At 61.1% G+C, this 13,405-nt stretch carries 11 protein-coding genes (1 of these 11 cut by a window edge); 9 read left to right on the plus strand and 2 right to left on the minus strand.

Going from position 1 to position 13,405, the window contains the following annotated elements; genetic code table 11:
* Positions 1–1,266, minus strand: the 5' portion of a protein-coding gene (locus BLU24_RS25095; RefSeq protein ID WP_093104948.1) for a CoA-acylating methylmalonate-semialdehyde dehydrogenase. 228 nt of this gene lie to the left of the window's left edge; only the first 1,266 of its 1,494 coding nucleotides appear in the window; it begins with the start codon at positions 1,264–1,266; its stop codon lies off the left edge, out of view.
* 76 nt (positions 1,267–1,342) lie between these two features.
* On the minus strand, positions 1,343–2,692 hold the full coding sequence (locus BLU24_RS25100; RefSeq protein WP_090281226.1) for an aspartate aminotransferase family protein: 1,350 nt from the start codon (positions 2,690–2,692) through the stop codon (positions 1,343–1,345).
* A gap of 137 nt (positions 2,693–2,829) precedes the next feature.
* On the opposite strand from BLU24_RS25100, the gene BLU24_RS25105 reads away from it, so the two are divergent.
* The 9 genes from BLU24_RS25105 to BLU24_RS25145 all read left to right on the plus strand — a co-directional run bounded on the left by BLU24_RS25105 (position 2,830) and on the right by BLU24_RS25145 (position 13,299).
* Entirely contained in the window at positions 2,830–3,750 is a 921-nt protein-coding gene (locus BLU24_RS25105; RefSeq protein WP_093104952.1) for a LysR family transcriptional regulator, read from the plus strand.
* Positions 3,751–3,871: 121 nt separating this feature from the next.
* Positions 3,872–5,260: a uracil-xanthine permease family protein gene (locus BLU24_RS25110; RefSeq protein WP_093104956.1), complete on the plus strand. Its 1,389-nt coding sequence runs from the start codon at positions 3,872–3,874 to the stop codon at positions 5,258–5,260.
* 88 nt (positions 5,261–5,348) lie between these two features.
* A complete protein-coding gene (locus BLU24_RS25115) occupies positions 5,349–5,999 on the plus strand; it encodes a TetR/AcrR family transcriptional regulator (protein ID WP_090281215.1) in 651 nt (216 codons plus the stop codon).
* A gap of 8 nt (positions 6,000–6,007) precedes the next feature.
* Positions 6,008–6,589, plus strand: coding sequence for an IMPACT family protein (locus tag BLU24_RS25120; protein WP_093104960.1), 582 nt, complete (start codon positions 6,008–6,010; stop codon positions 6,587–6,589).
* Positions 6,590–7,125: 536 nt separating this feature from the next.
* Positions 7,126–8,673 carry an ABC transporter ATP-binding protein gene (locus BLU24_RS25125; protein WP_093104964.1) on the plus strand — a complete coding sequence of 516 codons (1,548 nt, stop codon included), beginning with the start codon at positions 7,126–7,128 and terminating at the stop codon, positions 8,671–8,673.
* Between the two features lie 15 nt (positions 8,674–8,688).
* Entirely contained in the window at positions 8,689–9,795 is a 1,107-nt protein-coding gene (locus tag BLU24_RS25130; protein ID WP_093104968.1) for an ABC transporter permease, read from the plus strand.
* Positions 9,795–10,721, plus strand: coding sequence for an ABC transporter permease (locus BLU24_RS25135; protein ID WP_093104971.1), 927 nt, complete (start codon positions 9,795–9,797; stop codon positions 10,719–10,721). Before BLU24_RS25130 ends, BLU24_RS25135 begins: the two co-directional genes overlap by 1 nt.
* Positions 10,722–11,000: 279 nt before the next feature.
* The gene (locus BLU24_RS25140) at positions 11,001–11,687 is read left to right on the plus strand and encodes an SDR family oxidoreductase (protein ID WP_093104974.1); all 687 of its coding nucleotides are present in this window, start codon (positions 11,001–11,003) and stop codon (positions 11,685–11,687) included.
* A gap of 253 nt (positions 11,688–11,940) precedes the next feature.
* Positions 11,941–13,299 (plus strand): 8-oxoguanine deaminase, encoded by a 1,359-nt coding sequence (locus tag BLU24_RS25145; protein WP_093104978.1) that lies wholly within the window; start codon positions 11,941–11,943, stop codon positions 13,297–13,299.
* Positions 13,300–13,405 lie beyond the last annotated feature (106 nt).

A 13,405-nucleotide genomic window follows, 5' to 3' on the forward strand; every position in this document is an offset into this window, starting at 1 on the left:
CGCCGCTTCGCCATCACGGGTGAAGATGCAAGTGCCGTTGCCGTATTCGTGATCGTTGATCAGTTGCATGGCCTCTTCCAGGCTGTTCACCCGAACCACGCAAAGGACCGGCCCGAAGATCTCTTCTTTATAGATGCGCATCTCTGGGGTGACGTTGTCGAACAGGCAGCCACCGAGGAAGAAGCCGTCTTCGTGACCGGCCACACTCAGACCACGGCCATCAACCACTAACGTCGCGCCCGCCGCAACGCCGTCATCGACATAACCGCTGACCTTGTCTCGCGCCTGACCAGTCACCAGCGGCCCCATATCCAGGCCACAGGAAGTGCCAGCACCGATTTTCAGCGCCTTGATCTGCGGCACCAGTTTGGCCACCAACGCATCAGCCACCTGATCACCGACACACACGGCAACGGAGATCGCCATGCAGCGCTCGCCACAAGAACCGTACGCCGCGCCCATCAATGCGCTGACCGCATTATCCAGATCGGCATCCGGCATCAGCACCGCGTGGTTCTTCGCGCCGCCGAGTGCCTGGACGCGTTTGCCGCGCCTGGTGCCTTCGGCGTAGATGTATTCGGCAATCGGCGTCGAGCCGACAAAACTCAGCGCCTTGATTTCCGGCGCTTCGATCAACGCGTCCACCGCTGTCTTGTCACCGTGAACCACGCTCATCACGCCTTTGGGCAAACCGGCTTCCAGAAGCAGTTGAGCGATCAGCAGCGTCGAACTTGGATCGCGCTCGGACGGTTTCAGAATGAAGCAGTTGCCGCAGACGATCGCCAGTGGATACATCCACAGCGGCACCATGGCGGGGAAGTTGAACGGGGTGATCCCGGCCACGATGCCCAAGGGTTGAAAGTCCGACCAGGCATCAATGTTCGGGCCGACGTTGCGGCTGTATTCACCCTTGAGGATTTCCGGGGCGGCGCAGGCGAACTCGACGTTCTCGATGCCGCGCTTCAGCTCACCGGCCGCGTCTTCCAGGGTCTTGCCGTGTTCTTCGCTGATCAATTGTGAGATGCGCGCTTCGTTCTGCTCCAGCAGTTGCTTGAAGCGGAACATCACCTGCGCACGTTTGGCCGGTGGCGTGTTGCGCCACGCCGGGAACGCAGCCTTGGCAGCATCGATGGCTTTCTGGATGGTGGCCTGGCTGGCCAAGGGCAGTTTGTGAATGGCCTGACCGGTCGACGGGTTGAACACATCCACCGCGCGACCGTTCTCGGTCACCAGTTCGCCATTGATCAAATGCGGAATAACGCTCATCGAACACTCCTGAATTCTGGTGCGCAGACGCCCGCAAGGAGCGCCTGCCATTTGTGCATCTATATAGAAGGAAAAATCAGTCGAGCTTGTTCAGCACTTCGCCGACCGCGTCGAACAGACGGTCAAGGTCTTGCGGCTTGCTGTTGAAGGTTGGGCCGAACTGTAGGGTGTCGCCGCCGAAGCGCACATAGAACCCGGCCTTCCACAGCGCCATGCCCGCTTCGAATGGACGCACGATGGCGTCACCGTCACGACCGGCAATCTGGATCGCGCCGGCCAGACCGTAGTTACGAATGTCGATGACGTTCTTCGCCCCTTTCAAACCGTGCAGCGCATTTTCGAAATGCGGTGCGACTTCCGCGACGCTTTGCACCAGGTTTTCCTTTTGCAGCAGATCGAGTGCGGCCAGACCAGCCGCGCAGGCCACCGGGTGCGCCGAGTAGGTGTAGCCGTGGGGGAATTCGACCGCGTATTCCGGGGTCGGCTGGTTCATGAACGTCTGGTAGATCTCGGAGCTGGCAATCACTGCGCCCATCGGAATCGCGCCGTTGGTGACTTGCTTGGCGATGCACATCAAGTCCGGGGTCACGCCGAAACTGTCGGCGCCGAACATCGAACCGGTGCGACCGAAGCCGGTGATCACTTCGTCGAACACCAGCAGGATGTTGTGCTGATCGCAGATCTCGCGCAGGCGCTTGAGGTAACCCTGCGGCGGCACCAGTACACCGGCGGAACCGGCCATCGGCTCGACAAAGACTGCGGCGATGTTTGACGCATCGTGCAGTTCGATCAGCTTCAGCAGCTCGTCAGCCAACGCAATACCGCCCTGCTCCGGCATGCCACGGGAGAAGGCATTGCTCGCCAGCAAAGTGTGCGGCAGGTGATCGACATCCATCATCGGCTGGCCGAACAGCTTGCGGTTGCCGTTGACGCCACCGAGGCTGGTGCCGGCGATGTTCACGCCGTGATAGCCACGGGCACGACCGATCATTTTGGTTTTGGTCGACTGGCCCTTCAGGCGCCAGTAGGCGCGGACCATTTTCACCGCGGTGTCGGCGCACTCGGAACCGGAGTCGGTGAAGAACACGTGGTTGAGATTGCCCGGGGTCAGCTCGGTGATTTTCTCCGCCAGTTGAAACGACAGCGGATGGCCGTACTGAAAGCCCGGCGAGTAATCGAGGGTGCCCAACTGTTTGGCCACCGCTTCCTGAATTTCCTTGCGGGTGTGCCCGGCGCCGCAGGTCCACAGACCGGACAGCGAATCGTAGATTTTGCGGCCCTTGTCATCGAACAGCCAACTGCCTTCGGCACCGACGATCAGCCGCGGGTCGCGTTGAAAGTTACGGTTGGCGGTGTACGGCATCCAGTGCGCGTCCAGCTTCAGTTGGCTGGCCAGTGGCGACGGCGCGTTTTCAGGCATGTTCATCGGGCAAAACCTCGCAGGGCATAAGCGGCAGGGAGATAAAAAGCGTTATTGCAGCTAAGTTGCCACGGCGATAAAGTCCGTGAAATTCAACTTTTCTAACCTTCAGTTAGAACACTGCTAAACAAAGAGCCCAATAAATGAGCAGCCGCCGCCCCGATCCGCTGGCCCAGGTCAGTGACTTTGATATTCGCTTGCTGCGGATTTTTCGCAGCGTGGTCGAATGCGGTGGCTTTTCCGCGGCGGAAACTGTGCTGGGCATAGGTCGCTCGGCGATCAGCCAGCAGATGAGCGATCTGGAGCAGCGCCTCGGTTTGCGCTTGTGCCAACGCGGTCGCGCCGGCTTTTCCCTGACGGAAGAAGGCCGCGAGGTCTATCAATCGGCGCTGCAACTGCTGAGTGCGCTGGAAAGTTTCCGCACCGAGGTTAACGGCCTGCATCAACACTTGCGTGGCGAGTTGATCATCGGCCTGACCGACAACCTCGTCACCCTGCCCCACATGCGCATCACCCACGCTCTGGCGCAGTTGAAGGAGCGCGGGCCGGATGTGCAGATTCAGATCCGCATGATCGCGCCCAATGAAGTCGAGCAAGGCGTGCTCGATGGCCGTCTGCATGTCGGCGTAGTGCCGCAGGCCAGCGCGCTGTCGGGCCTGGAGTATCAGCCGCTGTATAGCGAGCGATCACTGCTTTATTGCGCGGTGGGGCACCCGTTGTTTTATGTCGATGACAAACAACTCGATGACCAGCGCCTGAACAGCCAGGACGCCATCGCGCCGACGTTCCGTTTACCGGCGGACATCCAGGCGCATTATCAGGCGCTCAATTGCACCGCCAGCGCTTCGGACCGTGAGGGCATGGCTTTCCTGATCCTGACCGGGCGCTACATCGGTTACCTGCCGGATCACTACGCCAGCCTCTGGGTTCAGCAAGGTCGTCTGCGTGCGCTGAAATCCACTACACGGTTCTATGACCTGAGCCTCGCATCGGTCACGCGCAAGGGGCGTCGCCCTCATTTGGTGCTGGAAAGCTTTCTCGAGAGCCTGGCGGCGACGCGCTGAAAACACCTGCCAGGCCCGGAAGCGCTGGGCCGCACAGACAAAAAATCATAATAACCTGAGCAAGTGGACAGCTTTTTGCAGAGCAGGATCAACCCGATCCCTGAACAAGAAGCCCAGCGCCATGCAGCCAGATTCCGATTCGCCCAGTGAACTGATCTACGGCCTCGACGACCGTCCAAAACCTCTCGCCGCGATCCTTGCCGCACTGCAACACGTGCTCGCCAGCTTCGTCGGCATCATCACCCCGCCGCTGGTGATCGGCTCGGCGCTCGGCCTGACCGCGCACCTGCCGTATCTGATCAGCATGGCGCTGATGGTCTCCGGCGTCGGCACCTTTATCCAGGCGCGGCGGCCGTTCGGCATTGGTGCCGGGATGATTTGCCTGCAGGGCACCAGTTTCGCCTTTCTTGGCGCCGTTCTCTATGCCGGGTTTCTGGTCAAGCAGCGTGGCGGCAGTCCGGAAGACATTCTGGCGATGATTTTCGGTGTGTGTTTTTTCGGTGCACTGGTGCAAATCGTGCTCAGCCGCTTCATCGGCCAGTTGCGACGGGTCGTCACGCCGCTGGTGACCGGTATCGTCATTACCCTGATCGGCATCAGCCTGATCAAGGTCGGCATCACCGATCTGGGCGGTGGTTTCAATGCGCCGGACTTCGGTGCGCCGGGTAATCTGGCGCTGGGCGTATTCGTGTTGCTGACGATCATTCTGCTCAACCGCTCGAACACGCCGTGGGTGCGCCTGTCGGCAATCATCATCGGTCTGGTGCTGGGCAGTCTGGCCGCGTGGTTCAGCGGAAAACTGCTGCCGCAGCCTTTGCCTGACGTGCCGCTGGTGAGTTTTCCCACGCCGTTCAAGTTCGGTTTCAGCTTTGACTGGACAGCTTTCCTGCCAGTCGCGCTGATTTATCTGATCAGCACCATCGAAACCGTCGGCGACCTCACCGCCAATTGCATGCTCGCTCGCCAGCCCATCAGCGGTCCTTCCTATATAAGCCGTTTGCGCGGCGGCGTATTGGGTGATGGCGTGAGCTGCATGATCGCCGCGACGTTCAGCGCATTCCCCAACACCACCTTCGCGCAGAACAACGGCGTGATCCAGTTGACCGGAGTCGCCAGCCGTTACGTCGGCCTGTACATCGGCGCGATTTTGTTCTGCCTCGGCCTGTTCCCGATGATCGGCGCGGTGCTGCAGCAGATCCCGAAACCGGTGCTGGGTGGCGCGACGCTGGTGATGTTCGGCGCCGTTGCAGCGGCCGGGGTGCGCATCCTTGCGCAGTCGCCGCTGGACCGGCGCAGCATGTTGATCATTGCCACTTCGTTCGGTGTCGGCCTGGGCATCGCTGCGCAACCGAACCTGCTGCACCTGTTGCCGAAGCTGGTGCAGAACCTGTTCGACTCGGCGATTACCAGCGGCGGTTTGACCGCCATCGTCCTGTGCCTGCTGCTGCCGGAAAGCCAAACCGCGGCCACTGAAGTGCCGGCCACGCTGAACAAGATCGAACAGGCGTAACGGTTTTATCGCGCAAGGACTTGTCGGATGCCTGTGGGTGCGCTATCAACGCAACTGGTTGCACCCACAGACAAATCCGGAAGTGCCTATGACCTTTGAAGTCCCCGCTCACGGCGGCAAGCCCGCCAGCCGCATTCGTCAGAAGAACGAAGAGACCATTCTCAAAGCCGCCGAAGACGAGTTCGCCCGTCACGGGTTCAAAGGCACCAGCATGAACACCATCGCGCAGAATGCCGGGTTGCCGAAAGCCAACCTGCATTACTACTTCACCAACAAACTCGGTTTGTACGTGGCGGTGCTGAGCAACATCATCGAGTTGTGGGACAGCACCTTTAACACCCTGACCGCCGAGGACGATCCGGCTGAGGCGCTGACCCGCTATATCCGCGCCAAAATGGAGTTCTCACGCCGCCAACCACAGGCCTCGCGAATCTTCGCGATGGAAGTGATCAGCGGCGGCGAATGCCTGACCGAGTATTTCAATCAGGACTATCGCGCCTGGTTCCAGGGCCGCGCCGCCGTGTTCCAGGCCTGGATCGATGCGGGCAAAATGGACCCGGTCGATCCGGTGCACCTGATCTTCCTGCTGTGGGGTAGCACCCAGCATTACGCCGACTTCGCCACGCAGATTTGCCGGGTCAGCGGGCGCAGCAAGTTGACCAAACAGGACATGGAAGACGCCGGCAACAACCTGATCCGCATTATCCTCAAGGGCTGCGGCCTCACTCCTTCTGTATAAGACGTTTTATGCCTTTTACCCTCAGCGGTTTTTGCGAGTACCGCGAAGAGATTCGCAAAAGCCGCTTCATCACCCTCGCCGCGCCGATCGACAGCCCAAACGATGCGCAGGCGTTTTTCGAGCAGCACAGCGATCTGAATGCCACGCACAATTGCTGGGCGTGGAAATTCGGCGCGCAATACCGCAGCAGCGATGACGGCGAGCCCGGCGGCACCGCCGGGCGGCCGATTCTGGCGGCGATCGAGGCACAGGATTGCGATCAGGTCGCGGTGCTGGTGATTCGTTGGTACGGTGGCATTCAACTGGGCACGGGAGGTTTGGCGCGGGCATACGGCGGTGGTGCGAACAAATGCCTGCAAGCGGCGGACAAGATCGAACTGATCAGTCGTGTGCCGCTGAGCTGTGCCTGTGGATTTTCCGAACTGGCCCTGGTCAAGCTGCGCGTGGCGGACATTGGCGGCCTGGTGCTGGAAGAAAATTTCACCGCCAACGGCGTCGAATTGCGGCTGGCACTGGGGGCGGCCCACATCGATTTGCTGCAAAGCCAATTGGCCGATCTGAGTCGCGGGCGGATTTTGCTGCAGCGCTAGAACGCTGCGAGCTTTTAGGGCGCAGCCGTTTCCCCTTATTCCGCCAAGTTGCCCACATGCGCTGTGCACCCGACTGTGGATAACCTGAGTACATTCGCCTGTAACCCTTCTGTCACGCGGCTTTGCGCAGTTTGTTCACTTTTCGTTCAATTTCTCCGACGAAACGGAAATTCCAAGTCCAAACAATCAGTTAGCGATGTTTAGCACCATTAGAACAAAGCACCGCAGTGCTTATGCCGAGCTTTCTGGCTTGCGCACAATAACTGTGGAACAACCTGTGGATAACCCGTTCATGACCGGCGCTGTCGCAGGTTCTGCCTGCTTCGCAACGGTTTGCTCGTTTTTTGATCAGTTACTCATGAGCAAAACTGGAGCCCGATCAATACCTTTGCGCCGAATTGGTGCTGTGTTTGCGTACTTTTATTAATCCGAAGCTCTACATCAGGCGCCGCCGAACGCGGCCCGCGAGCGTTCCTGACTCAATGGCCAGGAAATTGCTTTATCCACAGGCACAACTCCAAGCAGTCGAGCCTGTCATGCCAATCGCTCCGCCCGTCCCGCGCCTGCAACTACGCCATATCAGCAAACGCTACCCCGGTTGTCTGGCCAATGACGCCATCGACCTGAGCATTGCGCCCGGGGAAATCCATGCCTTGCTCGGCGAAAACGGCGCCGGCAAAAGCACCTTGATGAAGATCATCTACGGCGTCACCCAAGCCGATGCGGGCGACATGCTCTGGCAAGGTCAGTCGGTGAAAATCCGCAACCCGGCGCAGGCGCGGCAGTTGGGAATCGGCATGGTGTTCCAGCATTTCTCGCTGTTCGAAACGCTTAGCGTGGCGCAGAACATTGCACTGGCAATGGGCGCGGCGGCTGGCACTCCGCAACAACTGGCACCGAAGATTGCCGAAGTGTCGCGCCGTTATGGCATGGCGCTGGAGCCGGAACGACTTGTCCACAGCCTGTCGATCGGCGAGCGTCAGCGCGTCGAGATCGTGCGTTGCCTGATGCAGGACATTCGTCTGCTGATCCTCGATGAACCCACCTCGGTGCTGACGCCGCAGGAGGCCGACGAACTGTTCGTCACCCTGCGCCGCCTCGCCGCCGAGGGCTGCAGCATTCTGTTTATCAGCCACAAGCTCGGTGAGGTTCGCGCCCTGTGCCACAGCGCTACGGTATTGCGCGGCGGACGTGTCGCCGGGCATTGCCGACCGGCCGAATGCTCGGATCAGCAACTGGCGCAATTGATGGTTGGCGAAGCGGCGGCGTCGATCGGTGAATACCCCAAGGCCAGCGGCGGCGCGGCGTTCTTGCAGGTGAACGGCTTGAGCTGGCACAACCCGGACCCATTCGGCTGCTCGTTGCGCGATATCGACTTGCAGGTACGCAGCGGAGAAATCGTCGGCATCGCCGGGGTGGCCGGCAATGGTCAGGATGAATTGCTGGCGCTGCTCAGTGGCGAACAGCGCTTGCCTCGAACAGACGCCGCCACCATTCGATTCGGCGCGCAAAACGTCGCCGATCTGCGCCCGGATGCGCGGCGCAAACTCGGTCTGGCGTTTGTCCCGGCCGAACGTCTTGGCCACGGCGCAGTGCCGGAATTGAGCCTGGCCGATAACGCTTTATTGACCGCTTTTCAGCAGGGATTGCTCAGCCTCGGCATGATCAAGCGCAGCAAACTTGAAACCTTTGCTGAGCAAATCATCCAGCGCTTCGGCGTGAAAACCCCAGATACGCAGACAGCCGCGCGCAGCCTGTCTGGCGGCAATCTGCAGAAATTCATTCTCGGCCGGGAAATTCTCCAGCAACCGAAACTGTTGATCGCCGCACATCCGACCTGGGGCGTCGACGTTGGCGCTGCCGCGACCATCCACCGCGCGTTGATCGCGCTGCGCGATGCCGGCGCGGCGATCCTGGTGATCTCCGAAGACCTCGACGAGCTGTTCCAGATCAGCGACCGCCTCGGCGCATTGTGCGGCGGGCGTCTGTCGCCGCTGCACGACACCGGCGAAACGCAGCTCAGCGACGTCGGCGGCTGGATGGCCGGGCAGTTCGCGCACTCACCTTCATCAGCCACGGTTTAACGGAGCTTTCCTGACATGCTGCTTTCCCTCGAACCGCGTGGCCAGCAATCGCGCCTGATGCTTTGGTGCTCGCCGTTACTGGCCGCCGTGCTGACCCTGGCGTGCGGCTCGCTGCTGTTCATCGCCCTCGGCCACGACCCGCTGCAAACCTTGCACACGCTGCTGATCGTGCCGGTCAGCGATCTGTACGGCGTCTCTGAATTGCTGGTCAAGGCGCTGCCGATTCTGCTCTGCGCACTCGGTCTGGCGGTGGCCTATCAGGCGCGAATCTGGAACATCGGCGCCGAAGGTCAATTGCTCCTCGGCGCCCTCACCGGCAGCGCCGTGGCGGTGCACATCATCGACTGGCAAAGCCGTTGGGCGCTGGTGCTGATTCTGATCGTCGGCATGCTCGCCGGCGCCGCTTGGGCCGGGCTGACGGCGTGGTTGCGCACGCGCTTCAACGCCAATGAAATTCTCACCAGCATCATGCTCAACTACATCGCACTGAACCTGCTGCTGTTCTGCGTGCACGGGCCGCTGAAGGACCCGGCCGGGTTCAACTTTCCCGAGTCGGCGATGTTCGGCGACGCCAGCCGGTTGCCACTGTTGCTCGAAGATGGCCGCGTGCATGCCGGGGTGTATTTCGCCATGCTCGCGTTGGTGGCGGTGTGGGTGCTGTTGCAGAAAAGCTTTATCGGTTTCCAGATCAAAGTGCTCGGTCTGGACAAGCGTGCGGCAGGATTCGTGGGTTTTCGCGAGAAACGTTTGATCTGGCTGGCGCTGCTGATCAGCGGCGGCCTGGCGGGGCTTGCCGGAGTCAGCGAAGTCACCGGGCCGATTGGCCAATTGGTCCCGCAGGTCTCGCCGGGGTATGGCTATGCGGCGATCACCGTGGCGTTTCTCGGCCGGCTCAATCCAATCGGCATCGTGTTTTCCAGTCTGCTGATGGCGCTGCTGTACCTCGGCGGCGAGAGCGCGCAGATGAGCCTAAATTTGCCGCAGGCGATCACCCAGTTGTTTCAGGGAATGATGCTGTTTTTCCTGCTCGCCTGTGACGTGTTGATCCTCTATCGGCCGCGCCTGAATCGGCGCTGGACCCGACGCACGTCGACCACCGCCGTAACTGCCGGAGCGCTGTGATGGACATCGATCTGTTGAGCAATATTTTTTACGCCATGGTGCGCTGCGGCACGCCGCTGTTGCTGGTGGCGCTGGGTGAACTGATCTGCGAAAAGAGCGGCGTGCTCAACCTGGGTCAGGAAGGGATGATGCTGTTTGGTGCGGTGATCGGTTTCATCGTCGCGCTCAGCAGCGGCAACCTGTGGCTGGGCGTGCTGCTGGCGATGCTCGCGGGGATGCTGCTCTCGTCGCTGTTTGCCCTGGTCGCCTTGGTGTTCAACGCCAATCAGGTCGCGACCGGGTTGGCGCTGACGATTTTTGGTGTCGGGCTATCGACGTTTGTCGGCGCGGCCTGGGTGGGCAAACCGCTGGCCGGGTTTGAGCCGTTGGCGATTCCGTACCTGAGTGACATTCCGCTGCTCGGGCGCATGCTGTTCGCCCAGGATCTGCTGGTGTACCTGTCGTTCGCGCTGTTTGCGCTGGTGGCGTGGGTGATCATCAAGAGTCGTGTCGGGCTGATCATTCAAGCGATCGGCGAAAATCCCGATGCGGCCAGTGCGATGGGATTACCGGTGCTGACCGTGCGCGCGCTGGCGGTGCTGTTTGGCGGGGCGATGGCAGGACTGGCCGGGGCCTATCTGTCGCTGGCGTACACGCCGATGTGGGCGGAAAACATGACCGCCGGGCGCGGCTGGATTGCCCTGGCGCTGGTGGTGTTTGCCAGTTGGCGGGTGTGGCGGTTGTTGCTCGGCGCGTATCTGTTCGGCCTCGCCAGCATCCTGCATCTGGTGGCGCAGGGCTTGGGGCTGGCGATTCCTTCAAGCCTGCTGGCGATGCTGCCGTATGTGGCGACGATTATCGTGTTGGTGCTGTTGTCGCGGGATGCGTTGCGTACGCGGTTGTATGCGCCGGTGTCGTTGGGGCAGCCGTGGCAAACAGGGCATTAAGAGGTGAATTCAATGGCCCCATCGCGAGCAGGCTCACTCCCACAGGGGGCCTGCGAACCCGATCCAATGCAGGAGTGAGCCTGCTCGCGATAGCGTCCGCACAGGCAACACCTGAATCACGCCTGCTCCATACCCAACAATCTTGAGAACTTCAGGAAGCAAGCACGGCAAAGGCTGGGGTATGCTCCGGTCGCTGCCTCTTTTGCGCCGGGCGCTGCAACTTCGGCTCGGGCAGGCCTGTCCATTAAATCCTGAACGCTGACAATCAAGGAACCCATCATGTCTCAGGCAAAAAACGCACTGATCATCGGTGCCTCTCGGGGTTTGGGCCTCGGGCTGGTGAAAACCCTGCTGGCCGATGGCTGGCAAGTCACCGCCACTGTGCGCAATCCGCAGAACGCCGAGGCGCTGCAAGCGCTGGGCGGCGTGCGGATCGAGAAGCTCGACATGGATGATCAGCAGGCAGTGATCGCTCTCAGTCAGCAATTGAAGGGCGAAACGTTCGACCTGCTGTTCGTCAATGCCGGGGTCAAGGGCCCGGATGTACAGACCCCGGGCGGCGCGACACTGGCCGAAGTCGGCAAGCTGTTTTTCACCAACGCAGTGGCGCCAATCAATCTGGCCCAGCGCTTTGCCGGGCAGATCCGTGACGGCAGCGGCGTGCTGGCGTTCATGAGTTCCGGACTCGGCAGCGTGACGGTGCCCGATGCACCGGAGCTGGCGTTGTACAAGGCGAGCAAAGCTGCGCTGAACTCGATGACCAACACCTTCGTCACGCAACTGGGCGAGCAGAAACTGACCGTGCTGTCGCTGCATCCGGGCTGGGTGAAAACCGACATGGGCGGCGACGGCGCTGACCTTGATGTAGAGACCAGTACCCGCGGGCTGATCGATCAGGTCAACGCGTTCAGCGGCAAGGGCGGGCATCACTTCGTCAATTACAAGGGTGAGACGATTCCCTGGTAAGCCCTGATAATCCCTGTAGGAGTGAGCCTGCTCGCGATTGCGCAATGTCAGTTGGAGCATTGATGTCTGACACATCGCAATCGCGAGCAGGCTCACTCCTACAAGGGATCGGGTTGTCTGGTCGGGTCGGGCTTGCCCGGCGCGGCGATTTGTTTGAAACTGCGCGCCTCGCCGTCGCGGCGAACCTGGATCAGCAGACAGGGCAACACTGAGCTGGCAACCCTGAACCCAACTTTCAGAGGAGCCGGCGACCATGCCTGCGACCCGTATCTGGTTAAAAAACCCCCTCGCCATTTTCACGGCCAACGCGCTCGACGCCCGTGGCGGTCTGGTCCTGCAAGACGGTGTCATCGTCGAAGTGCTTGCCGCCGGCCAGCAACCCTCGGCGCCGTGCAGCGAAGTGTTCGATGCCCGCGAGCACGTGATCCTGCCGGGGCTGATCAACACCCACCACCACTTCTATCAAACCCTGACCCGCGCCTGGGCGCCGGTGGTCAATCAGCCGTTGTTCCCGTGGTTGAAAACCCTGTACCCGGTATGGGCACGACTGACTCCGGAAAAACTCGCCCTCGCGACCAAAGTGGCATTGGCCGAGCTGCTGCTGTCGGGCTGCACCACCGCCGCTGACCATCATTATCTGTTCCCGGACGGCCTGGAAAACGCCATCGACGTGCAAGTCGAAACCGTGCGCGAACTGGGCATGCGCGCCATGCTCACCCGCGGTTCGATGAGCCTTGGCGAAAAGGACGGCGGCCTGCCTCCGCAGCAGACCGTGCAGGAAGGCCAGGTGATTCTCGATGACAGTCAGCGCCTGATTCACGAGTACCACGAACGCGGCGACGGCGCGCAGATCCAGATCGCCCTCGCACCGTGTTCGCCATTCTCGGTAACGCCGGAAATCATGTCGGCCAGCGCCGAACTGGCGAACACACTCGACGTGCGCCTGCACACGCACCTGGCCGAAACCCTCGACGAAGAAGATTTCTGCCTGCAGCGTTTCGGCCTGCGCACCGTCGATTATCTGGACAGCGTCGGCTGGCTCGGCCCGCGCACCTGGCTGGCCCACGGCATCCATTTCAACCCGGACGAAATCTCCCGTCTCGGCCAGGCCGGCACTGGCATCTGCCACTGCCCGAGTTCGAACATGCGCCTGGCGTCGGGCATCTGCCCGAGTATCGACCTGACCGACGCCGGCGCACTGTTCGGTCTGGGCGTTGACGGTTCGGCGTCCAACGACGCCTCGAACATGATCCTCGAAGCGCGTCAGGCGCTGTACATCCAGCGCCTGCGTTATGGCGCCGAAAAGATCACCCCGGAGCGCGTGCTGGGCTGGGCGACCAAGGGCTCGGCCAGCCTGTTGGGCCGCAGCGATATCGGTGAACTGGCGGTCGGCAAGCAGGCCGATCTGGCGTTGTTCAAGCTCGACGAGTTGCGCTTCTCCGGCAGCCACGACCCGATTTCGGCGCTGCTGCTGTGCGGCGCGGACCGTGCCGATCGGGTGATGATTGGTGGCAAGTGGCGTGTGGTGGATGGTCAGGTTGAAGGGCTGGATCTCAAAGGCCTGATCGCCGATCACAGCCAGGCGGCGCGGCAGCTGATCGCCGGGACCTGATTCAACACTGATCAAACCTGTGGGAGCCAGCCTGCTGGCGATAGCGGTGGGTCAGCAACAGAAATGTTGACTGATGCACCGCTATCGCCAGCAGGCTGGCTCCCAC

This window comes from Pseudomonas sp. Z003-0.4C(8344-21) (assembly GCF_900104975.1).
In the GTDB taxonomy this organism is placed as follows: domain Bacteria; phylum Pseudomonadota; class Gammaproteobacteria; order Pseudomonadales; family Pseudomonadaceae; genus Aquipseudomonas; species Aquipseudomonas granadensis.